Origin of the sequence: Paenibacillus sp. JJ-100 (assembly GCF_948329825.1) — a bacterium.
Taxonomy (GTDB): Bacteria; Bacillota; Bacilli; order Paenibacillales; family Paenibacillaceae; genus Paenibacillus.
Genome location: NZ_CAOJCM010000014.1, coordinates 17,514 through 41,086, shown reverse-complemented (window position 1 = coordinate 41,086; position 23,573 = coordinate 17,514). Strand labels below are relative to the sequence as shown.

Sequence of the window (23,573 nt, the reverse complement as noted above, 5' to 3'; positions counted from 1 at the left end):
GCAATTTGTTGCATTAAACATAGTGGTGTTCCTACTGAAAATCAAGCTACATATCAAATGTTAATTTGATGTTCCTGATGTAGCTGTCGGTCTCGGGGAACGGCGAGTTGTTGTTGTTCCTGAATTACTGGAGGGACTATTGCCCGCTGCATCAAATGCAGCCAGGAATTCGGCATTGGTCTTGCTATTCCGCAATTTTTTGAGGAAACCCTCAACGAAGTCATGGGAATCGTTCATATTTTTACGGATTGACCAGATTGTATCCAACTCTTCCTTGCTAAGAAGTACTTCTTCACGCCGAGTACCCGAACGACGAATATCGATTGCAGGGAAAATCCGGCGTTCAGCCAATTTACGGTCAAGATGAAGCTCCATATTTCCCGTACCTTTAAATTCTTCATAAATGATGTCATCCATACGTGATCCGGTATCAATCAGCGCTGTTGCCAGAATAGTCAGGCTGCCGCCTTCTTCCACATTACGCGCAGAACCGAAGAATCGTTTCGGACGATGGAATGCTGCCGGATCAATACCACCACTCAGCGTACGTCCAGATGGTGGAATAACCAAGTTATACGCCCGAGCCAGTCGCGTAATACTATCCAACAAAATGACAACATCTTTTTTTGCTTCAACCAGACGCAGTGCTCGCTCCAGCACCAGTTCTGCCACCTTGATATGGTTTTCAGGCAACTCATCAAATGTGGAAGCCACAACTTCCCCTTTTACCGAACGAGACATATCCGTTACTTCCTCTGGACGCTCATCAATCAACAGGACAAAAAGTTCAATTTCAGGATTGTTAGTTGAGATGCTATTCGCAATTTCTTTGAGGAGGAGCGTTTTACCGGCTTTGGGAGGTGCTACGATTAATCCACGCTGTCCCAATCCTACCGGGGCAAGCACATCCATGATGCGTGTGGATAAATGGCTCGGGGATGTTTCAAGAACCAGTTTTTTCTGCGGGTACAATGGGGTTAATGCCGGGAAGTGAAGCCTCTCCGCAGCCGCCGATGGGTTCTCACCATTCACAGCGTTGACTTGCAATAAACCGAAATATCTTTCATTTTCCTTTGGCGTTCGGCATTTACCTGATACAAGGTCACCTGTTCTGAGATCAAACTTACGAATCTGTGAAGCAGAGATATAAATATCTTCTGTACTTGGCAGATAGTTGATTGGTCTCAAGAAGCCGTAACCTTCAGGTAAAATTTCAAGCACACCCTGCATAAACATCAAACCACTCTGTTCCGCCTGTGCGCGGAGTATAGCAAAAATCAATTCTTTCTTTTTAAGGGTCCCGTAATAAGGAATCTGGTATTTTTTCGCCAGCTTATAGAGGTCCGTTAGTTTCATTTCTTCTAAATCAGAAATTTGTAGATCCATATAATAACCACCTATTCAATTAATGAGTCCGTCAAATGGATAGTTTCTCAGCTTATTATGCTATAGAGAGCGGCCCTAAACCCGTCCTCTTCTGTCCATTGTACGGAATGTAACCGTTATAATGCAAATAGTTGTCTCTGTGTGTAAGTTTCCGGGTGGAATGGCCATAACATGGCATGATCCGCTAATGAGTGAACTCCAAACATGGGGCGATCGATCCGGGAAGACCGGCTATGGAGCGCAGGTTCAAACAAATCCGGGGATTGGGGAAAAGGAATGATGTGTTCATAAAGCCTTATGATACTGTTTTCAAAAAAAGACCCTCCGGCACAGAACCTATTACGTTCATCAATCCGGAAGAGACTGCAAAATCTATTCGAATAGTTTACCCCATTCTACAATAGGTTATGCAGCACCGCCATACATACATTTTATGCAAGCATACGATGCTGCCCTATCAGATGGCTATTCGGTCTCCCGCCACACGTCTGCACCAAGCATACGCAGATTAGTCACGAGATGATCGTAACCACGATCAATAAATTCAACACCAGTTACCTCTGTTACACCTTCACTGACGGTAAGTCCTGCAATGACCAGTGCTGCACCGGCGCGGAGGTCTGATGCTTTCACTTTGGCCGCATTCAGCGAACTGCCTTCAATGATAGCAGATCGGCCTTCCACACGGATTTTGGCACCCATTCGAACCAGCTCAGGTACATGCTTAAACCGGTTACTGTATACAAAATCACTAAGCACACTCACACCGGTTGCCTGAGTTAAGACACTCGTCATAGGGGACTGTAAATCCGTTGGAAAGCCTGGATATACCAGCGCTTTTACATCAACGTGAGTGTACTTTGGCTGTCCGATGACCCGAATGCTCTCATCCAGTTCTTCGATACCCACTCCCATCTCCAGCAACTTGGCTGTCAAAGCCTCCAGATGCTTGGGAATGACATTATCAATGAGTACATCTCCACGCGTAGCTGCCGCAGCAATCATATACGTACCCGCTTGAATTCGGTCCGGAATGATGGAATGACGGCAGCCTTTAAGCTCTGAAACTCCTTCAATTCGAATGGTTTCTGTGCCCGCACCCTTGATGCTGGCACCCATAGAGTTCAAAAGTGTTGCTACATCTATAATCTCAGGCTCTTTAGCCGCATTTTCTATAATTGTAGAGCCTTTGGCACGAGTGGCCGCCAGCATAATGTTAATGGTCGCACCAACACTGCTTACATCAAGATATATTTTAGCTCCCCGTAGCTCTTTGGCATACAGATGGATGGAGCCATGTTCATTAGTTACCGTTGCGCCAAGCGCTTCAAACCCTTTAATATGTTGATCAATCGGACGAGGCTCAAAATTGCAACCTCCAGGCAAACCTATTGTCGCTTCTTTAAAACGTCCAAGCAAAGCCCCCATCATATAATACGAAGCACGGAGCTTCTTCACTGGACCATTAGGCATGGGAATCGATTTAATGTCGGAAGGGTCGATCTTCATCTGATTACCTTCCCAAGTTACACGTGCTCCAAGTTCCTCCAAAATTTCCGCATATACTGCCACATCACTGAGTAACGGCAGGTTGTCCAACACGACCTCCGACTCGGCAAGCAATGCTGCAGGAATAAGCGCAATGGCGCTGTTTTTGGCGCCGCTTATAGTTACAGCTCCCTGTAACGGACGTCCGCCACTAATCATCAATTTTTCCATAAAGCTTAATGTCCCCCTACGTGTTTTGCAGCCGATGAACGGCAATACGTGCTGATGGCTAACGATGTAGAAATAAGGTGTGAAAATGGAAAGACACCGGCTAGGCGGTGTTCTTCCATTTCACAGTATGGAACTGGTAAAGATAAATTACGCTTTGTTGTTGGAACCAAACTCACGAATTTTACCTTTAACGGTTTCTTTAATTGCCTCACGGCCTGGTACGATGAACGTACGTGGATCGTAAGCATCTGGTTTTGCTGCAAGTACTTCACGAACTGCTTTAGTGAAAGAGATTTGGTTCTCTGTGTTCACGTTAATTTTGGAAGTACCCAAGGAGATTGCTTTATCGATATCGTGCTTAGGAATACCTGTACCACCGTGCAATACGAGTGGAATTTGCACTGCGTCACGAACTTCTTCCATTTCTTTGAAGCCCAGGTTTGGCTCGCCTTGGTAAGGACCGTGAACGGAACCAAGAGCAGGTGCCAACGTATCGATACCTGTTTCTTTAACGATGCGGATACATTCGTTCAGGTCAGCGTATTGAATACCACCGATCACGTCGTCTTCTTGTCCGCCTACAGTTCCTACTTCAGCTTCTACAGAAACACCTTTAGCGTGTGCATATTCAACGACTTTTTTAGTCATTGCGATGTTCTCTTCGATTGGGTGATGAGAACCGTCGATCATAACGGAAGTAAATCCAGCTTCGATCGCTTCTTTACATTTGTCAAAGCTTGAACCGTGGTCCAAGTGGATCGCAACAGGTACAGTAATTTTCATGTCATGCAGAAGTCCTTCTACCATTTTAACAACAGTAGTAAAGCCTCCCATGTGACGAGCTGCACCTTCGGATACGCCCAAGATTACTGGGGATTTCTCTTCTTCAGCAGCAGCAAGAATCCCTTGAGTCCACTCAAGGTTATTGATATTGTATTGACCAACTGCGTATTTTCCTTCAAGGGCTTTGTTCAACATGTCTGTCATAGATACTAATGGCATGGTTTCAATCCTCCTAGGGGTTTGGTTGTGTCTATGGTTTTTAGCCGAAATCACATACGGACCTATTATACCACATCCCATGTCAAATACTAAACAAGCATTTGCAAAAATGCTGTGTTTTACAGCACAGTTTTCAAAGACATGTAATGGATACGTTACCATTTCTAATATTCCCTACAGAAACAGGCGAAATACCCCATTTTTATCATGATGACATAAGACAGATTGATAACACAAAAAAATCCTGTATCTACAGGATTTAGCTGCACTTGTTGGCAGCGCCATTGCGAAGTTGCATATTTACAGCCACACGCATCTCGTCAATATCAAACGGTTTCGTAAAATGCATGAGCGCTCCCAGATCGGTAGCTTCCTTAATCATGTCAAGTTCTCCATAAGCCGTCATCATAATAACCTTGATATCCGGATCAATCTCTTTGATATGTTTCAAGATCTCAAGCCCGTCCATTCCGGGAATTTTCATATCAAGTAAAACGAGGTCTGGCTTGTCATTATTAACGATCTCGAGAGCAATTTTGCCGTTTGCCGCTTGGAATGTGTTGTACCCTTCGCTGCTGAACACTTCCATGAGTAGAATTCGAATACCGTTTTGGTCATCTACAATCAGAACTTTTTTCTCTTCCACGTTGTAACCTCCTAGAATTAGGAAACCATATATACATACCTCATAATAACTATTCCATAGGCGTCATGATAAGTATTCTACCTCTTCCATTAAAATCCTTCTACGATCTTAAATTGACAAATTGCAATTTAGTGCCAAAAAAAGGATGCCCCAGCTCTTTAGTAGCAGCCAGTGCATCCTTCTATACGTGATTTTTACCGAATGAACTTATTATTTACCCGCATTCTCCAGAGAAGCTTTCACGAACTCACGGAACAATGGCTGCGGACGGTTCGGACGGGAAGTGAATTCCGGGTGGAACTGCACAGCCAGGAACCATGGGTGTCCTGGAAGCTCCACAATCTCAACCAGACGTCCATCCGGTGATGTACCTGAAATGACAAGACCTGCTTTCTCAATCATCTCACGGTATTCATTGTTGAATTCATAGCGGTGACGGTGTCTTTCATACACCAGCTCATCATCGTAACAAGACCTTGCTAAGGAACCTTCCTGAAGCTTACAAGGGTAAAGACCGAGACGCATCGTACCGCCCAGATTCTCAATATCTTTCTGTTCAGGCAACAGATCGATTACCGGGAACTCTGTAGCCGGGTTGATCTCGGAACTATTCGCACCATTCAATCCAACGATGGAGCGAGCATATTCAATCACAGAAACTTGCATACCCAGGCAAATTCCGAAGAAAGGAATATTTTTCTCACGAGCATAACGGATTGCCGATACTTTACCTTCGATACCGCGGTCACCGAAGCCACCAGGGACGAGAATACCGGAAACACCGTGTAGCAAGTCACCTACGTTCTCATCGGTAATATCCTCAGAATGAATCCAGCGAATCTTCACCTCTGCGTTGGAGGCAAATCCTGCATGAGACAGGGATTCCACAACACTCAGGTACGCATCATGTAGCGCTACGTATTTACCTACGATCGCAATCTCAACCTTATGTTGCAGCTTGCTAATCCGATTAACCAGCCCTTCCCACTCGCTCATATCCGGTGCAGGAGTAGTCAGTTTCAGGTGGTTCACCACAATCTCATCCAAACCTTCCTCTCGAAGGTTAAGTGGTACTTCATACAACGTGCTTGCATCACGGCACTCGACTACTGCATTTTCATCGATATCACAGAAAAGTGCGATTTTGGCCTTCATGTCCTTAGACAACTCATATTCCGTGCGGCATACGATCACATTCGGCTGGATTCCAATGCTGCGCAATTCCTTCACACTGTGTTGTGTTGGTTTTGTTTTCACTTCACCAGCAGCCTTGATGTATGGAATCAACGTCACGTGGATGTACATCACATTGTCACGACCTACGTCACTCTTGATCTGACGAATTGCTTCCAAGAATGGCAAGCTTTCGATGTCACCCACCGTGCCGCCAATTTCGGTAATAACGACATCGGAACCCGCTTCACGCCCAGCGCGGAATACACGCTCTTTGATCTCGTTTGTGATATGTGGAATCACTTGAACTGTACCGCCAAGATACTCCCCGCGACGCTCTTTACTGATCACGGAAGAATACACTTTACCTGTCGTGACATTGCTGTTTTTAGAGAGGTTGATGTCGATGAAACGTTCGTAGTGACCAAGGTCCAGGTCTGTCTCTGCGCCATCATCGGTTACAAATACCTCACCATGCTGATAAGGACTCATCGTTCCCGGGTCAATGTTGATGTATGGATCGAATTTTTGAATCGTTACTTTGAGTCCTCTGTTCTTCAGCAATCTGCCCAACGAGGCAGCTGTAATCCCTTTGCCCAGGGAGGATACAACTCCGCCCGTTACGAAAATATACTTTGTCACTGTTATTACCCTCCTAATATAAGTACAGAAATTCAGGCGATATATGGTATTATCGTAACCCGTTTCCCAGGTAATCATCGTTAAAAAGAGCAATGGCAGAAATTAACTTCATCTGCAAACTGCTCTTTCCAGCGAAGACGGCTTCTCACTACACATCATTACTGGCAAAAAATAATGCAAACTTTCCGGGAGCCTTCCTACATGCTTGTCCCTAGACCGAGGCTACGCCAACTTTCTTTTCTTGTCTGAACATACAAAAAAACAGGCCGAAAAGGTATGGCCGGGTGCAGTCGGAAAAGTAATCATTTAACATCATTCTGCCTCTAAAAATACAAAAAGAAAGTACTCCCGCAGGACGGGGCACTTTCTCTAAAAAACATAAATATATTGTCGCTCATTCATAAGCCCATGCAATAGTTTACCCGTTACCCCGCCTGCTGTCAAGGCTGACTATCGGGGAAAAAACGAGCTATTTAGGGTCGCTAAAAAGGATTACCGATTATCGGAATCGTCGTCAAATTCATCCTCGTCTTCAGACTCTTCATCGTCTTCATCGAGGTCTTCATCTTCTAGATCGTCATCTTCAACCAGTACTTCTTCTTCGCTGTCGTCTTCATCAAAGATGTCGTCATCATCTTCGTCTTCATCTTTGTCTTCATCTGGATCATCACCTGTACTGTCGAAGTCTTCGTCGCTATTATAGCTCTCGTCCTCTTCACCGAAGTCTTCGTCTTCCAGATCATCATCTTCATCGTTGATGATACGCGGACGCTTCGCGCCCGTCATGGAATCTTCTGATCCAGCAACCGGATACCAGCGCTTTAATCCCCAAAGACTCGTACCGACACAGGCAAAACGGCCATCGATATTAATCTCGGTATACAATTGGGCAATATACTCGTTAATCTCTTCATCCGTCATTCCGCGCTGTTTCGCTACCTCATTCATCAAATCCCGGTAGTAATACGGCGTGTTGGCCGCTTTCAGCACCATAAAGGCAAGGTCCACTAAAGGGATCTCTCTTACCTTCTCTTTATCAATTTTCAAATTGAGCGAGGTACTCACTGAAGACACTTCCTCTCACACAAAATTCACTTTATATCCCCTGCAAAACTGGAATGTTACGTATAACATATCCATTAACAAACCTAAGTAAAACCTATTTGGCGTTAAAAAGCAAGTTTTTATGTAAGCATGTCCCATATTTACACAATCCCCTTTAATCCACACCTCAGTCCGCCTATATCGACAGCAGGAATGAACCGAAAAGCTACCATGACTGACCCACAGAAAGAAGAGACAGAAGACATATGTAAAAGACGGAGTCCCCCTCCGCCCTTTGACTGTATACCCTCGTAGGATTGCTCCTTACCAGGTCCCCCGCAAGAGCCTTCTAGCCCTCCATCTATCATATGTCCCTGCGCCCGTTTTGACACGGAGAGAATGTGTTTTTGAAAAAAAAGGGCAAGTTCCCCATGCAGTTGGATGAATGCATTCATAGAATACCTCAGCATGTTCATCCCGAAGGGGGCTGCCCATAATGGACTATACCGGTTTATTGCATCAGTTGATTGACGGAATGAGGTGCCCTGACTCCGAACAAACGGGACGTTATCTGATTCGGTTCGACAAACCACAGCAGTACGAGGCATGTCTCGTTGAATTATCCCGAATGCGCAACGAATACACTGACCTGGGAGGCGTTCAGGCCTCCCGGCTTGCCAGAACCCTCATCGCCCCTGTTCAAAGCCCGGAAATGTTATATCGTTATGGAGGCGATATCACGGTAGAAGAAGATACCCCTGTCTCACTGCACTCCACTGCTCTCCACAACAAACCAAGCACCCCTCAAGGTATCCCGTGGGGAGTGAAGCAGATTCGGGCCCCGAAGGTCTGGTCTGTGTCGACAGGACACCGAATCAAAATCGGCGTTATTGATACAGGAGCAGATTACCACCATCCTGATCTTCGTTATTCTCTTGCCCGTGGTATCAATTTATTGAACCGAAGCTTGCTTCCTCATGATGACAACGGACATGGCACTCATATTGCTGGAACAATCGCTGCCGCGAACAGTACCGCAGGTATGATCGGCGTTGCGCCGCGCGCTCTAATTTATCCAGTTAAAGCATTTGACCACAACGGCTCTGCTTATGTCTCCGACATCGTCCTTGGCATCGACTGGTGTGTACGTAACAAAGTCGATATCATCAACATGAGTTTTGGTATGAAAACACGCAGTAAATCATTGCTTGATGTAGTGAATCGTGCGTATCACGCCGGTATTGTTATCGTGGCCTCATCAGGAAATGACAGCAAGCGCCGCAGCATTGACTATCCTGCTCGATATCCACAAACCATCTCTGTCGGTGCAACCGACAAAAACAGACGTATTGCCTCCTTCAGCAATCGCGGGGCTTACGTCGACGTCTATGCACCTGGGGACAAAATTGTGTCCTCTTGGGTGCAAGGGAAGCATCATGAGATGAGTGGCACATCCATGGCGACCTCTCATGTGAGCGGCGCAATCGCACTGCTGCTCGCCAAACATCCCGGCCTGTCTCCAGCCGAGATCAAAACGCTTGTGAAGCGCGCGACAGTTCCGCTGCGCGCTCGCAAAACCACCACCGCGAGGAGTAAAGTCCGCGGTGGCGAAATAGACGCCCTCAAGCTACTGCAGGAGGGCGGGGGATAAACCGGCGGCGTGCACTGCTAGCCGCCGTACCTATGCTGCGCAGCAATGGATGCCGGCAGATGCCGGGCACGCCTTGCGCAGCAGGCACAAAAAAGTCTCCATGCCCTCGCGCAAGCAAATGCTCGCGAGGTGCATGGAGACTTTCTGCCTTCGGCCAAGCGGCATGACGTTGTCCGCCGCGTGGCCGAAGGAATTACATTTTGTCTGGTGCGGATACGCCCACCAGACGGAGCGCTGTTGCGATGACGGTGCGAACAGCACCGATCAGCGCCAGGCGCGCCTGGGTTTGCTGCGCGTCTTCGGTAATGACGCGCTCAGCCCGGTAGTAACTATGGAACAAAGATGCCAGTTCGTAAACATAACGAATGATGCGGTGCGGCGCATAACCTGTAGCCGCTGCTGCAATCTCTTCTGGCAACTCGCCCATTTTACGAAGAAGGTCATACTCATGCTCGGTTGTCAGCTTAGACAGATCAATCTGTGCCAGTGGTAACAACTCGATGCCTTGCTCTTCGGCTTGACGATACACACTGCACACGCGCGCATGTGCATATTGTACGTAGAACACCGGATTTTCATTGGATGTCGAAATTGCCAAATCCATGTCAAAGTCCAGATGGGAATCAATACTGCGCATCGTGAAGAAATAACGAATGGCATCAATGCCCACCTCATCCATCAAGTCTTCCATCGTTACAGCTTTACCTGTACGTTTGGACATTTTCACTTTCTCGCCATTCTGGAACAGGCTGACCATCTGCGCAATCAACACAACCAGCTTGTCCGGATCGTTGCCCAGTGCCTGCATGGCTGCCTTCATACGCGGAATATATCCGTGGTGGTCCGCTCCCCAAATGTTGATCATCGTATCATAACCACGGGCATATTTATCACGGTGATATGCAATATCCGGTGTCAGGTAAGTATACGTACCGTCGTTTTTGATCAGTACGCGCTCCTTGTCATCACCATATTGCATCGTTTTCAGCCAGGTTGCGCCATCTTTTTCATAAATTTCGTTGCGTTCACGCAGCTCGTCCAGTACGCGAAGCACTTCACCGTTATCATACAGTGACGTTTCGCTGAACCAGATGTCAAAATTCACACGGAAGCGATTCAAGTCACGTTTGATTTTGTCGAGTTCTTTTTCCAGACCATAATCACGGAAATATGCCGCACGATCACCTGGATGCATAGACAGCAGGCTGTCTCCTTTTTCAGCAACAAGTTCCTTCGCGAACCCTTTAATGTCCTCGCCATGGTAACCATCCTCAGGCATTTCGGCATCTTGACCGAGCTCTTGCAGATAACGCGCTTCAATGGAACGTGCCAGATTAAATACTTGGTTGCCCGCGTCATTAATGTAATATTCACGAGTTACTTCATATCCTGCATAATCAAGAATGTTGCAGAGTGCATCCCCTACAGCTGCTCCACGGGCATGACCCAGATGCAGGCTACCGGTCGGGTTGGCACTGACAAATTCCATCTCTACCTTTTTCCCAGCTCCAACATCGATTCTTCCGTAGTTTTCGCCTTGCTCGTGAACCAAGTTAAGCACGGGATAGAGATAGCTCTTGTCCAATTTGAAGTTAATGAACCCCGGCCCTGCAATTTCAGCCTTCTCAATACCTGCATCAGCAAGATTCAGGTTGGCAATAATCTCCTCAGCAATCTGACGAGGGTTACGCTTAGCAATCTTGGTCAACTGCATCGCTGCATTGGTAGCCAGGTCGCCATGGGACTTCTCGCGCGGCACTTCAAGTGTAATTGCCGGAAGTTCTTCCTTGGTTACAATACCAGCGGCTACAATGGCGTTGCCAATGGCTGTACTTACCCGTTCGTTAATCGTATCTAGTGGATTACGTGTCATGAATTTGGTTCCTCCTGTATATGCAAACTAATGGCAAAATGTCCGGCTTCTTCATCAAAGCGGTAAAAGTCGTAGCTCCACGCTGCGCGTGCGCTCAATCCCTGAATGGAAAGTTCCAGCTCTTGTGTATGCGTGGACAGGGCAAACGACATGTATGGCGATCGGTAGAAACCTGGAAGCTTTCGATTTAATTCAAACGTCTGCTCCGACTCCACTTCACCATGACGTATAATCTTGATGGATTGTCCGCCCAGCTTCAATGTTGTACGAGTTATGCCCCCTTTGGGCCCAGCCTGCGGTTCTTCGTAACGGACATACAGATATGTTCCCTTAACTACAGCCTCTCCCTGCATCTCCTGTAGTACATCTTCCCCTTCATAACGGCTGTGCAGCCGGATCTGAACCGGTCGCATCTTCGACATGAATATTAACCTCCATTATATTCGAGGCGACGCAAAATCAGGACGGCGGGTGAGAAAAGCCCTTCCTGTATGGTTGTGTCGCTATACACGCTCTTATTCCGAATACATACTCCTTACACTCTACTGTATAACTATATCCAGTTCACCCGCTCAATTCAAATCCAAATTCAGAGTTTTTTGTTGTGGAAACAAAAAGAAGAGCCGCACCTGTACCGTGCAGCCCCCTCTACTTCGCATCCTATCTCGTTAGTTTGCTTCATTAACTTGCTCTATTACTTCATTATAATGAAACGTATTTAGGTAATATGATCACATACATTGTTTACTCGGTTCGAAACTGAACATGATGAACGCTGTTCATCCCCACTGTGATGCGTATGGATAAGGACATGTCGACTCGGCCAGTTTGGCACGTACTTGCACAAGGCAGCCGCAATGCCGGCACGTTGTTCCGTACTGTAGGTCCGGGCAGGCTGAGCAGACAGCAAGTCGCCGTTCATACTCGTTATCCTCCACTGTGGCACGAGATCGTGAAGCAATCTCCACCAGACGTGCCATTTTGGCATCACTAATATGAATGTCGTACTGCTTGTCGCAGCCCTTACAAGGGGCATTTCTTCCCTCGCTAAAAGGTTGCTGTTGCCCATAGCTGAAGGACTTCATAACTTAACCCTTAACAGCGATCACACCAACAGAAGCTGGTGGCAGCACAAAACGCAGTGTGTTATTTTCCAAAACGAGCCCTTCCCAAGCTGCAGGTTTTACCTGATCTGGCTGTTCAAACGTATTAAATGCTCCAAAGTCTGCGTTATGGAGCAGCTGTCCCGATACGCTTGCCGCTTGACCTGCTTCAAGCTTGCATACCACTTCAAGCTCATCCGTATGACTCAGATTACAAGCTGTCACATGAATAACCCCGTCTTGGTTACGTGATGCAGACAAGCTGAGTTGAGGAATCGTTTCGTCACCAAACGTATATCCCGGGCTCTCATAACTAAGATCCAAACGCTGTGCATCCATATGAACCTGATACATATCAAATACATGATACGTAGGCGTCAGGAGCATTTTGTCCCCTTCGGTCAGCACGAGCGATTGTAGCACATTGACGATCTGAGCCAGGTTGGCCATATGTACCCGTTTGTTATGCTGATTGAAAATGTTCAGATTCACGGCTGCAAGCACGGCATCCCGCATCGTATTCTGCTGGTAGAGGAAGCCCGGGTTCGTTCCTGGCTCCACATTATACCATGTGCCCCACTCGTCTACGATGATGCCCACTCTGCCTTCCGGATCATATTTGTCCATGATCTCGGAGTGCTTCACAAGCAATTCATCCATAAATAAGGTTTTCTTCAGCGTGGCAAACCATTCCGCTTCTCCAAAGCCTGTGGCTGCCCCTTTGTCATCCCAGACGCCTGTCGGAATCGTGTAGTAATGAAGGCTGATGCCATCCATAAAACGAGCGGCTTCCCGCATCAGCACTTCCATCCACTCATAATTACTGTCATTTGGTCCACAAGCAATTTTGTAAATTTGATTTCCTGAATAATTACGTACATATGTAGCGTAACGACGGTATTCATCCGCGTAATACTCCGGGCGCATGTTGCCGCCACAGCCCCAGTTCTCATTACCCACACCAAAATATTTCAGCTTCCATGGCTCTTCACGACCATTTTGTTTCCGCCAGTTCGCCATAGGTGACTCACCGTCAAACGTAATGTACTCCACCCATTCCTGCATTTCCTGAACAGTACCACTGCCAAGGTTGCCGCTGATATACGGCTCTGCACCAAGCAATTCACACAATCTCATGAATTCATGCGTACCAAAGTGATTGTTCTCTTCTACGCCACCCCAGTGGGTGTTGATCATGCGAGCACGTTCGCTTTTGGGGCCCACGCCATCTTTCCAGTGATATTCATCAGCAAAACATCCACCCGGCCACCGAAGCACAGGAATGTTCAGCTTCTGGAGCGCCGTAAGCACATCATTACGAATTCCTTCTGTATTGGGGATAGAAGAATCTTCTCCTACCCACAGCCCTTCATAAATACAACGTCCCAAATGCTCGGAAAAGTGACCATATATATTGCGATTTATTAATCCTTTATCAGAATCCGCCCTTAAAGTAACATTAACCATTATTTCAACCTCCCTGAAATATGTTGTCACCGCTTACAATAACCTGTTTTGAGACAGGTTTCAACCCTTTTATTTCCTAAACAAAAAAACCTTTTCCATAGAAAAGTTCAGGAAAAAGGCTGTTTTGATACCATATCGGTTCGATCGACACTTAAATTCATATAAACCGTCTTTTCATTGAATTCATAAATTTATTATTTCTTCAAATCATCCGCTAATCTTTATCTCAATTAAATAAAGTTTTTACAGCATACCTGACAACAAGAAAAAACCCACCGCATAAGGTCGCACGCCTGACGGTGGGTTTCGCTTGAATAGCTTTATTTGATACATGCACGGCGTGGCAGTCCACAGCCTTTCGAGTCAACAACGGAAGTTAAGTTCACTTACTTCACGAATCCAAGCAGCATTTCACGAATCAACTTCGCTGCTACGATCTGCGTCTGTTGTGTTGGATCATAGATTGGCGCGACTTCAACCAAGTCACAGCCCACCACATTCACATCAGAACCAGCGATCATATGAACGGCTTCAAGCAGCTCTTTGGATGTGATGCCACCCGCCTCTGCCGTTCCCGTTCCTGGTGCAGCAGATGGATCAAGCACGTCGATGTCGATTGTTACATATACAGGACGATTGCCCATTTTCGGAAGAGCTTCCTTCATTGGAGCCGCTACTTCAAACGGATAGAAGTTAATGTTCTCACGGCCATACTGGAACTCCTCACGGGAACCGGAACGGATACCGAATTGATAGATGTTTTGACCACCCATCAGCTCAGCAGCCTTACGTACAGGTGTCGAGTGAGACAGTGGCTCACCTTCATAGCTTTCACGAAGGTCGGCGTGTGCATCAATATGGATCAGAATGAGATCCGGATACTTTTTGTACATCTGCTGAATTACAGGCCATGTCACGAGATGTTCGCCGCCTAGACCAATTGGAAACTTGTCATCCGCCAGCAGGCTACCGATGTATTCATGGATAACTTCCAAACTGCGTCCCGCGTTACCGAATGGCAAAAGCAAATCTCCCGCATCAAAATAAGTCATGTCCACGATGCTTTTATCTAGATATGGGCTGTACTCTTCGAGTCCAACTGAGGCCTGACGAATATGAGCCGGGCCGAAACGGGATCCCGGACGGAAGCTGACGGTATAATCCATCGGCATACCATAGATTACGGCTTTGGAATTTTCATAATCCTCTGAGCTGCAAATAAATACGTTTCCTGAATAAGCTTGATCCAGTTTCATCTTCATTTCCCCTTTATTTCGTTAAATCTTCCACGAATTTTGGAAGTACAAATGCCGCTTTGTGCAGACGTGGAGAATAATACTTCGTATCCATCTCCGGAATTTGAGTCTCATCTACCGCAAGTGGATCATACGTCTTGCTGCCCATGGTGAATGTCCATAGACCACTTGGGTAGGTTGGTATATTACAGCCGTACACATGTACGATCGGGAAGATCTCTTTGACGTCTTTGTTCACCTTCTGGATCAGATCCGCTTTAAACCAAGGGTTGTCCGTCTGGGCAACAAAGATGCCGTCTTCTTTTAATGCTTCATAGATTCCCTGGTAGAAACCACGCTCAAAGAGCGGAGCAGCCGGTCCTACAGGTTCTGTGGAGTCTACGATAATGACATCGTACTCATCTTTATGTTCAATAATATGCATGTAACCATCGTTAACGAGCACTTCAACGTTCGGCTCGTCGAGCTTGCCTGCAATTTCAGGCAAATACTGTTTGGAATATTCGATCACTTTACCGTCGATTTCGACGAGAACTGCTTTTTCTACAGCAGCATGTTTGATGACTTCACGGATAACACCGCCGTCACCACCGCCAACTACCAGTACTTTTTTCGGATTGGGGTGAGTGTTCAAGGCTGGATGTGCCGCCATTTCATGATATACAAACTCGTCCTTCACCGTCGTCATTACCATACCGTCCAATACAAGCATGTTGCCGAATTCTTCGGTTTCCACCATTGCAAGATCCTGAAAGTCCGTTTGCTCTGTGACGTAAGTCTGTTTAATCTTTGCGGTAATCCCGAATACAGGGGTCTGCTTTTCCGTAAACCACAATTCCATGATCGCTACCTTCTCTCCGTAAAAGTAATTAGTGATCATTTTAAAATGCATAATCACTGGTATGTTCGCCCATACACGCTTTAGTATGTTGTACCGAACCCTACCTTTTCATTACCCTTTTGCATTATACGCGATAGATGATTCAACTGCAAAACGGTTTTCAGGCCGAAATGGGCTACAATTTGTTCACTTCGCAAGCGGATTGAATATCCAGGTTATTCCCGTCCCATACTGGAAAGAAAAGAGAGGAGCCCGTTCCATGAACAAGTCCAATACCAAGACCCGCAAACGCGGGTTCCGTGTACTCCGATTCATCAAACATCTATCCATACTGATGGCGCTCGGCTTGATTGCTACGGCTGCTATTTTAGTATATCTATACGCAACCAGTCTGCCTCTCGCAGACTCGGATCGCAACTCCAGACTACTCGATAGTCAGGGTGAAGTTATCGCCACCTTCTCTGCTGGCGGCAAAGATTCCATTCCAGTTCAACTGCAGGACATCGCTCCTGATCTGGTGAATGCCACGCTAGCTGTAGAGGATCGCAAATTCCGGCACCATCTTGGCTTCGACATCCAGGGCATGGGACGAGCAGTTCTCGTCAATCTGCAACATATGCGAATGTCTCAAGGGGCAAGCACGTTAACACAGCAACTGGCAAGGAATCTATACCTCTCTCATGAGAAAACCTGGACACGCAAAGCCAAAGAAGCGATGTACACCGCACAGCTGGAGATGAAGTACAGCAAAGATGAAATTTTGCAGATGTACCTGAATGAAATCTACTACGGTCACGGCGCTTATGGCATCGAGGCGGCTGCACAGATGTATTTTGGCAAATCCGCCAAGCAACTGGATCTGGCAGAAAGTGCGATGCTAGCGGGCATCCCGAAGGGACCAACCTACTATTCACCCTACAATCATATGAAGAACGCCAAGGATCGGCAGAAGATTGTACTTAGAGCCATGACAGAAACGGGAGAGATCACGCAAAAACAAGCGGACTCCGCTTATGAGGAAATATTGAATTTCAAACCGGAGAGCGAGCGTAAGACGGTGGAAAATGCTCCTTATTTTCGGGACTATATTCGAAATCTCGTAATGAAAGAACTTGGCATCAGCGAAGCGATGCTGGACCACGGCGGGCTGAATATATACACTACGCTGGATTTACGTGTGCAGAGAGCGGCGGAACAGGCTGTGGCCAAAGGAATGGACCCGGAAAGCAAGCTGGAAACAGCCCTCGTGTCCATCGACCCGCGCACCGGATATATCAAAGCCATGGTAGGCGGCAAAAATTATCGCACCAATCAGATTAACCATGTGCTGACTACGACACGCCAGCCGGGATCAGCCTTTAAACCGATTATGTATCTGGCTGCTCTCGAATCCAAACAACTTACCAGCGCATCCATTTTCAACAGTCAGCCTACCCTGTTTCACTATGACAATGACCGTAAAACCTATAAGCCCGGTAACTTTGGCGAGAAATATTTAGGTGAGATTGATCTTCGGCAGGCCATTGCTGCATCGGATAACATCTATGCGGTGAACACCATTATGAAGATTGGTCCAGAGAAGGTCGTGAACATGGCTCAGAGTCTTGGGATTACAAGCAAGCTAAGTCCTGTTCCTTCTCTTGCTCTAGGCACTTCTCCGGTTAGCCCTCTGGAGATGGCTTCCGCCTTCTCCGTTATTGCAGCAGGGGGGCAACGAACACCGCCAATAGCCATTTTACAAGTGACAGATGCAGCAGGACGCGTGCTATATGAATCTCCACAGACCAAAGCAGAACAAGTCGTTGAACCGGCAGCCGCTTATGTGTTGACACGTTTGATGGAGAGTGTCTTTGAAACCGGAGGTACAGGCAATCGGGTATCTGCTACGATCAAGCGACCCGTAGCAGGCAAGACGGGAACAACCAATACCGACGCCTGGTTGGTCGGCTATACCCCAGAGCTATCCACTGCGGTATGGGTTGGTTATGACCAGGGAAAAGCAATCTCCACATCCGATGGCCGCCGTGCCGCTCCAATCTTCGCGCAGTTCACGGAACAAGCCCTGGCAAGCGTACCACCCAAAATCTTTTCCATACCTGACCAGGTTGTGAGTGTCTACATTAATCCGGAGACTGGCAAACTTGCAGGTAACGGCTGTGAGGAAAAACGACTGGAAGTATTTATTCAGGGGACGGAGCCTACAGAAGTCTGCCTGGGCAACGCAGGGTCAGCCGATTCACCGCAGAATGAGAAGGCACGCGAGGCTCAGAATCAAAAGGGAATACAAGAACAGAAACATTCCTGGTGGAGTGATTTCAAACGCTGGTGGGTGGAATGACGTATATCCGTAATGACTTAATTGCGTCATAAGTTATTTAGCCTCAGCATCTTCCGTTTCTGGACGGAAGGTTATAAATATACAGATGATTGAATGCACCTTCATCACATCATCGGATTAGACACCAATGAAGCCCCGAGACCAGATCGCTCTGGTTCGGGGCTTCATTGTCCGTTTTCTTTTTCTTAGGCAAGCGCCTCTTTCAATTCATCCGGGGAAGCATTCCACCACTCTTCATTATGAGAGATCAGAAGGGTCTTCAGTGCTGCCTTCTCTTCTGGTCCCAGCTCATCCAGCATAAACCGGCGTTTCATTGCGTAGTCCATCCGGTTAACGTGATCCGCGAGCAACTTCCACCCTCGCTTGGCTTCCGTATCAATCCACATCTCACATGCTGTTGCCCCGCCATATAGCTGTCCTTGCTCCGTCCGATCCACAGCGACCCATACCAACCATACCTGACGGCCGTTCGGAACATCTTCACGGTTAGTAGAGAACTTAATGCCACGCTCTACTTTACTCTTCGCGTGCATTGCACCGACATCGATTTTGGCTTCTCCCTGATCAATGATGACTGGAGAAAGGTTGTTCAGATCAATGGAACCTGCTCCGAAGCCTTTGTGTTTACTTTTTGCACTCACGATATTCAAGGCAATCTGTTTCTTGCCGTTCTGCTCATTTTGGTCCATGTTTATAGCCTCCAAGAGTTGATACAAATATTTTAACTAATAATCCGCCCATTGCAAACATATACATGCTGTAGATGCTTGTCAACGGGAGGTATTTAACGATGATTCCACGACGTGCCAAGAGCTGGCTCACCGCATCCCTCGCCCTGTGTTTGCTAGCCGGAGGGATTTGGATCACACTCGGTTACAATCGCTCCACTTCATCTGAGTTACCCATACTTGCTCCAGAATCGGGCAAGCCCCAGGCCAAAGCTGGAATATCTACTACACCAGAAAGTGTACAGTCTCCTACAGCCGAGGTGTACAGCAATCGCGTAGTGGAATACCACATGGATGTGAAGCTGACGGGTGGAAATAAACTTATGGGCACACAGACGATCACCTGGGTTCACCCAGGTAAAAAAACGGTGAACGAGCTTTATTTTCATATGTACCCCAATGCCTTCTCCTCTCCTGATACGACATTCATGAAAGAATCCGGCGGTAAGCTGCGGGGCGATGTCATGCCAACAGACGGCTACGGCTCCATGAGATTTATGGATATGCAGACGGAGGACGGGCTTTCCCTGCTGCACCGGATGCAGTATGTACAGCCGGACGATGGAAATATCCAAGATAAAACCTTAATCAAGGTTCGTCTTCCCAAACCTGTGAAAGGCGGCGAAAGCATTACGATCCGCACCAAGTTTGAAGTGAGTTTACCGAAAATTTTTGCAAGGATGGGGAAAACCGATCATTTTGTGATGGCTGGTCAGTGGTTCCCCAAACTCAGTGCTTATGAACCCGTAGGAAGACGTGGCCGCACGATCGAAGGGTGGAACTTGCACCAGTATCATGGGAATTCGGAATTCTATGCTGACTTCGGTATCTACAGTGTGCGTATTCGAGTACCTGAAACATACAAAGTGGCAGCAACGGGATTTCCAACACAACAGGCTGTCGTGAAAAATGGAGAGAAAGTGTATCAATTTTATGCCGATGACGTACATGATTTTGCTTGGGCAGCCTCACCTGATTTTGTTTATACGGAAGAACCGTTCTCTGCCCCTAATGTTCCAGGCGTTCGCATCAAGCTCTATTTGGACCCGGCACATCAGGATCTGAAAGAACGTTATCTCTTTGCTGCCAAGGCTGCATTAACCAATTACAGCGAATGGTTCGGCACTTATCCTTATACTACGTTATCCATCGTTGTCCCGCCAAAAGCTGCAAACGGGGCCGGAGGCATGGAGTACCCTACACTCATTACGGCTTTTGGGGCCGATGATACAACACCTGGTTACGATCTGGAGCGAACAGTTGTGCATGAAATTGGCCATCAATACTTCTACGGCATGGTTGCCAGCAATGAATTTGAAGAAGCCTGGCTTGATGAGGGGTTCACCTCCTATGCAGAAGACAAACTGATGGAACAAGAATACGGACTGATTCCGAACCTGCCTGTACAATCGGGTTTGATTACATCACCGGCTCCTTTAACACAACCTTCGTGGAAGTTTGACTCGCAGAATCAGTATGCATCTAATGTATACACGCGGGGCAAGCTGGTGCTTCTCGGTATCGAACAACAAGTCGGAACCAAGAACATGGAACGGATTCTTTCAACTTATGTAAAAAAATATCGATTTAAACATCCCGCAACGGGTGATTTTCAAAAGGTAGTCGAGCAAGTCACCCGCACTTCGTGGGCGGACTACTTTAACCAATACGTCTATCGCAATGGGATGGCCGACTTTACTGTAGAAAAGATCAAGGTTACCCCCATGAAGAAGGACGGCAAAGTAATGTACGAGTCTTCTGTAACAGTTGCCAAGAAGGGGAGTGACTTCCCGAAGGTTCCTGTTCGAATCGCTTTTGAAGACGGCCATACGGTAAACAAACAATGGAACGGCCTTGAGGATCGCATTACCTATAAACTCACGTACACATCTCCTGTCTCTTGGGCCATGACCGATCCTTTATATGACATCGTGCTGGAGAACCGCCACATGAATAATTTCCTGAGAACCGGACTGGATGAACAAGTGAAATCCCGCTGGAACATGAGTGCTACGAAACTAATTGAAGCCATATTCGGAGGTCTGTCATGGTGAGGTGGAGACAGTGAAAGCAAAAATTCGTGAAGGCTGGTTTCTCGTCCGTCAACATATGTTCATTGCTGCACTTCTATTTATCTATCAATTAATCTGGGGATATTTCATTTATCGACTGGTTCAATCAGCTGTCGTTCCCCTACTTCTTCGTTATCCTACCGAGGATGCGGGAGAGCTGAGTACCCTTTTATTCAAAATGGAAAGCCAACTGAGTCTATCTGGCCCTGAGGTTCAGCGCTATCTATGGATTTTGGGCAGCTTGTTACTACTACGTTTGTTGATTAGCCCACTGATTCAGGCAGGTCTTCTCTATTCCCTGCAGCATTTCAACACGGCAGAAGAACGCATTCCTTTTATTCGAGGCATTCAAAAATTATGGAAACCGATGTTGCTTCTGCACACCATACGTACGATACTCATGTTTCTCCCTGCATACTGGCTCGTACCTAAATTGTACGCAACTTTAATGGATAGCTTTCATTCTCTCCATCTACTCCTTCCCGGCATTCCGTATGTCGCAGGCTGGATTATCTATGGCTGGGTTATACATCATGCAGTGCTTTATATGCAATTTGGTATTTCTGATCCAGAAGGTGAGCACCGTATACATGGGACACTCAAAGGATTATGGATTGCTGTCCGGCACATCTTTATGGTCTTGGGCATTGCGCTGATGCTGGGAATGATTCACTTGCTTGTCTTCGGTGCATTTACATCTGCCTCATGGTTCCTGACTGGACTTGCCGGACTGATCCTGCAGCAGACATATCCACTAGCTCGAAGCTTGCTCAACATGTGGAAGATATGTGCACATTTTCGTCTATGGCAGTCTACATCTTCCAAAAATGCAGATTAAGACAGGACATGTGTTGTTACCTTCTGATGCTAAAAACTACATCTGATACGTGTGCAAATATGCAAACCTCGACCTTCCCCCGTCAAAGGTCGAGGTTTTTTTTGGTGATTTTGTTGTTAAACGTTGCCAAAGCACTATTCCTCTGGTACAATGATCGCAGTGAGTTTTTAGTAACAACTTTGTAATCTTTAAATCCTTATTTGTAACAACTTTAAATTAATCCAGTTAAATTATTATTTCTGTTTTTTCAGGTGCATAACTAGCAAAGCCAAATTCCTAGCACCTGGGAAGCGGGGGAACCAGTTATGGGTGAATTGATCTTGATACAGAGGGATCATAGGGGACCTTCTACCGAATCCTTAAGCTAACCTCGCAGGCGTTGGAAGGGGTATATCACTTGTTTAAGAAGAAATTGACCGCAGCAGTACTAAGCCTTACATTTGCATTATCGCTTGGCGCAGGTAGCGCATTTGCAGATTCTAAGATGGATAAAGTCATTGATTCAGCAATGGGGACTACATATAAAAGCGGAGGCACAACACTTGATGGTTTTGATTGCTCGGGGTTTACACGGTATGTATTCGGAAAATTAGGAATTGATTTGGCTCGTCAATCCAGCTCTCAATACGATATGGGTGATTCTGTATCCCGTATGGACATGAGACCTGGTGATCTGGTGTTCTTCAACACTTCAGGTAAAGGCATATCCCATGTGGGTATTTTTGTAGGAGACGGCAAGTTCGCACATTCCTCTTCTTCCAAAGGAGTAACGATTACCTCATTAAGCGAAAACTATTGGGCGAATCGCTACGTTGGCGCAAAACGGATTATGAGCACGGACGTGTATGAGTCACTGGCCCTTGACTAGGGACAAGCTGCAATCAACATGATGCTGGAACCAGAAACTATACTGTAACAAAGTACGAAGAGCATAAACAGAACCGCCCGGTACATTCTCCGCAGGAATGTATCCGGCGGTTTTTTTGTGCTTCCTCATTCTAAGCTGTTGATCCTAAGTAGGGTATCGTCTGAAGCAAGAGGATTTCTTTTACTTCATTCGTCCGTGCCCTTATAATGTTTTTACCCATACCACTATAATATAAACGGATGAATCCACACTTTTGTTTCACTTTTTTCTGAAAAATGAAAACTTGCCAAAAGAACAGCCTTTTTGTAGAGTGAACAAGACAAGTTACTGTAGAAAGGAGCATTGCACTGTTATATGAAGAATGAAGCCCCTTTGACTTTTCGTGTTATACCTATGCAGGAGGAACATGCAGAACTCATATGCAGTTGGCAATATGAACCGCCTTATAATATCTACAGCTGGCTGCCTTGGGAACAGATGAAAGCACTCGAAGTTGAATTTGGAGATGCACAGCTACGTCAAGAACAGTACGCTATAGTTTTGGACCATACGGATCAGGTTTATGGATTTGCTCAATATTTTCCGCTTCAGAACGTAACACGCATTGGCCTTGGAATGCACCCGGAGAAGTGTGGTCAAGGACGAGGGACGGCCTTTGTTGCTGCTATTGTACAAGAGGCCATTCGCCGCAATCCTTCCAATGAGATCGATCTTGAGGTGCTTACCTGGAACACTCGTGCCATTAAGGTATATCTTAAGAGTGGGTTTGTCATTCAGGATACATACGAACGTCAGACTCCAACTGGCTTGATGCCCTTTCACTGTATGGTCTATGAAGGCCCGCGAGAGTAAATATAGTAATACAATTGTCTCTCTATGGTCATTAGTTCAAAAAATTACCACAAAATGCTATGCTGCAACGACAG

At 46.5% G+C, this 23,573-nt stretch carries 19 protein-coding genes and 1 riboswitch; of the genes, 6 read left to right on the top strand and 13 right to left on the bottom strand.

The window, feature by feature from the left end; all coding sequences use genetic code 11:
• Positions 1–60: 60 nt before the first annotated feature.
• From rho to rpoE, 6 genes are all read right to left on the bottom strand, one after another.
• Complete coding sequence (rho, locus tag PQG66_RS24770) at positions 61–1,386, bottom strand: transcription termination factor Rho (protein WP_272040520.1); 1,326 nt, start codon at positions 1,384–1,386, stop codon at positions 61–63.
• 465 nt (positions 1,387–1,851) lie between these two features.
• Positions 1,852–3,105, bottom strand: a complete 1,254-nt coding sequence (locus tag PQG66_RS24765; protein WP_272040519.1) for a UDP-N-acetylglucosamine 1-carboxyvinyltransferase — start codon at positions 3,103–3,105, stop codon at positions 1,852–1,854.
• 147 nt (positions 3,106–3,252) lie between these two features.
• Positions 3,253–4,107 (bottom strand): class II fructose-1,6-bisphosphate aldolase, encoded by an 855-nt coding sequence (fba, locus tag PQG66_RS24760; protein ID WP_272040518.1) that lies wholly within the window; start codon positions 4,105–4,107, stop codon positions 3,253–3,255.
• A 259-nt stretch (positions 4,108–4,366) separates the two neighbouring features.
• Positions 4,367–4,753 carry a response regulator gene (locus PQG66_RS24755; RefSeq protein ID WP_272040517.1) on the bottom strand — a complete coding sequence of 129 codons (387 nt, stop codon included), beginning with the start codon at positions 4,751–4,753 and terminating at the stop codon, positions 4,367–4,369.
• 210 nt (positions 4,754–4,963) lie between these two features.
• Positions 4,964–6,568 carry a CTP synthase gene (locus PQG66_RS24750; protein WP_272040516.1) on the bottom strand — a complete coding sequence of 535 codons (1,605 nt, stop codon included), beginning with the start codon at positions 6,566–6,568 and terminating at the stop codon, positions 4,964–4,966.
• 492 nt (positions 6,569–7,060) lie between these two features.
• Entirely contained in the window at positions 7,061–7,633 is a 573-nt protein-coding gene (rpoE, locus tag PQG66_RS24745) for a DNA-directed RNA polymerase subunit delta (RefSeq protein ID WP_272040515.1), read from the bottom strand.
• A gap of 475 nt (positions 7,634–8,108) precedes the next feature.
• On the opposite strand from rpoE, the gene PQG66_RS24740 reads away from it, so the two are divergent.
• On the top strand, positions 8,109–9,263 hold the full coding sequence (locus tag PQG66_RS24740; protein ID WP_272040514.1) for a S8 family peptidase: 1,155 nt from the start codon (positions 8,109–8,111) through the stop codon (positions 9,261–9,263).
• A 193-nt stretch (positions 9,264–9,456) separates the two neighbouring features.
• On the opposite strand, the gene argS is transcribed toward PQG66_RS24740, so the two are convergent.
• From argS to speE, 6 genes are all read right to left on the bottom strand, one after another.
• Positions 9,457–11,136, bottom strand: coding sequence for an arginine--tRNA ligase (argS, locus tag PQG66_RS24735; RefSeq protein ID WP_272040512.1), 1,680 nt, complete (start codon positions 11,134–11,136; stop codon positions 9,457–9,459).
• On the bottom strand, positions 11,133–11,558 hold the full coding sequence (locus PQG66_RS24730) for a DUF1934 domain-containing protein (RefSeq protein ID WP_272040511.1): 426 nt from the start codon (positions 11,556–11,558) through the stop codon (positions 11,133–11,135). The genes argS and PQG66_RS24730 overlap by 4 nt, the downstream gene beginning before the upstream one ends.
• 357 nt (positions 11,559–11,915) lie before the next feature.
• Positions 11,916–12,116: a DUF6171 family protein gene (locus tag PQG66_RS24725; RefSeq protein WP_272040527.1), complete on the bottom strand. Its 201-nt coding sequence runs from the start codon at positions 12,114–12,116 to the stop codon at positions 11,916–11,918.
• Positions 12,117–12,224: 108 nt separating this feature from the next.
• Entirely contained in the window at positions 12,225–13,706 is a 1,482-nt protein-coding gene (locus tag PQG66_RS24720; protein ID WP_272040510.1) for an alpha-N-arabinofuranosidase, read from the bottom strand.
• Positions 13,707–14,092: 386 nt separating this feature from the next.
• Positions 14,093–14,962, bottom strand: coding sequence for an agmatinase (speB, locus tag PQG66_RS24715; protein ID WP_145406675.1), 870 nt, complete (start codon positions 14,960–14,962; stop codon positions 14,093–14,095).
• Between the two features lie 13 nt (positions 14,963–14,975).
• Positions 14,976–15,803: a polyamine aminopropyltransferase gene (speE, locus tag PQG66_RS24710; RefSeq protein WP_272040508.1), complete on the bottom strand. Its 828-nt coding sequence runs from the start codon at positions 15,801–15,803 to the stop codon at positions 14,976–14,978.
• Positions 15,804–16,062: 259 nt separating this feature from the next.
• Here speE and PQG66_RS24705 point away from each other — a divergent pair, with 259 nt between their 5' ends.
• Positions 16,063–18,141 carry a transglycosylase domain-containing protein gene (locus tag PQG66_RS24705; protein ID WP_272040506.1) on the top strand — a complete coding sequence of 693 codons (2,079 nt, stop codon included), beginning with the start codon at positions 16,063–16,065 and terminating at the stop codon, positions 18,139–18,141.
• 185 nt (positions 18,142–18,326) lie between these two features.
• Here the strand turns inward: PQG66_RS24705 and PQG66_RS24700 are convergent, their stop codons facing one another.
• A complete protein-coding gene (locus PQG66_RS24700) occupies positions 18,327–18,830 on the bottom strand; it encodes a YwhD family protein (RefSeq protein WP_272040505.1) in 504 nt (167 codons plus the stop codon).
• 101 nt (positions 18,831–18,931) lie between these two features.
• On the opposite strand from PQG66_RS24700, the gene PQG66_RS24695 reads away from it, so the two are divergent.
• The 4 genes from PQG66_RS24695 to PQG66_RS24680 all read left to right on the top strand — a co-directional run bounded on the left by PQG66_RS24695 (position 18,932) and on the right by PQG66_RS24680 (position 23,499).
• Entirely contained in the window at positions 18,932–20,923 is a 1,992-nt protein-coding gene (locus tag PQG66_RS24695) for a M1 family metallopeptidase (protein WP_272040504.1), read from the top strand.
• A gap of 10 nt (positions 20,924–20,933) precedes the next feature.
• Positions 20,934–21,779, top strand: coding sequence for a hypothetical protein (locus tag PQG66_RS24690; protein ID WP_272040503.1), 846 nt, complete (start codon positions 20,934–20,936; stop codon positions 21,777–21,779).
• A 256-nt stretch (positions 21,780–22,035) separates the two neighbouring features.
• A riboswitch (cyclic di-AMP (ydaO/yuaA leader) is annotated at positions 22,036–22,173 on the top strand.
• Positions 22,174–22,176: 3 nt separating this feature from the next.
• The gene (locus PQG66_RS24685; RefSeq protein WP_442955175.1) at positions 22,177–22,647 is read left to right on the top strand and encodes a C40 family peptidase; all 471 of its coding nucleotides are present in this window, start codon (positions 22,177–22,179) and stop codon (positions 22,645–22,647) included.
• Positions 22,648–23,001: 354 nt separating this feature from the next.
• Entirely contained in the window at positions 23,002–23,499 is a 498-nt protein-coding gene (locus tag PQG66_RS24680) for a GNAT family N-acetyltransferase (protein WP_272040502.1), read from the top strand.
• Positions 23,500–23,573 lie beyond the last annotated feature (74 nt).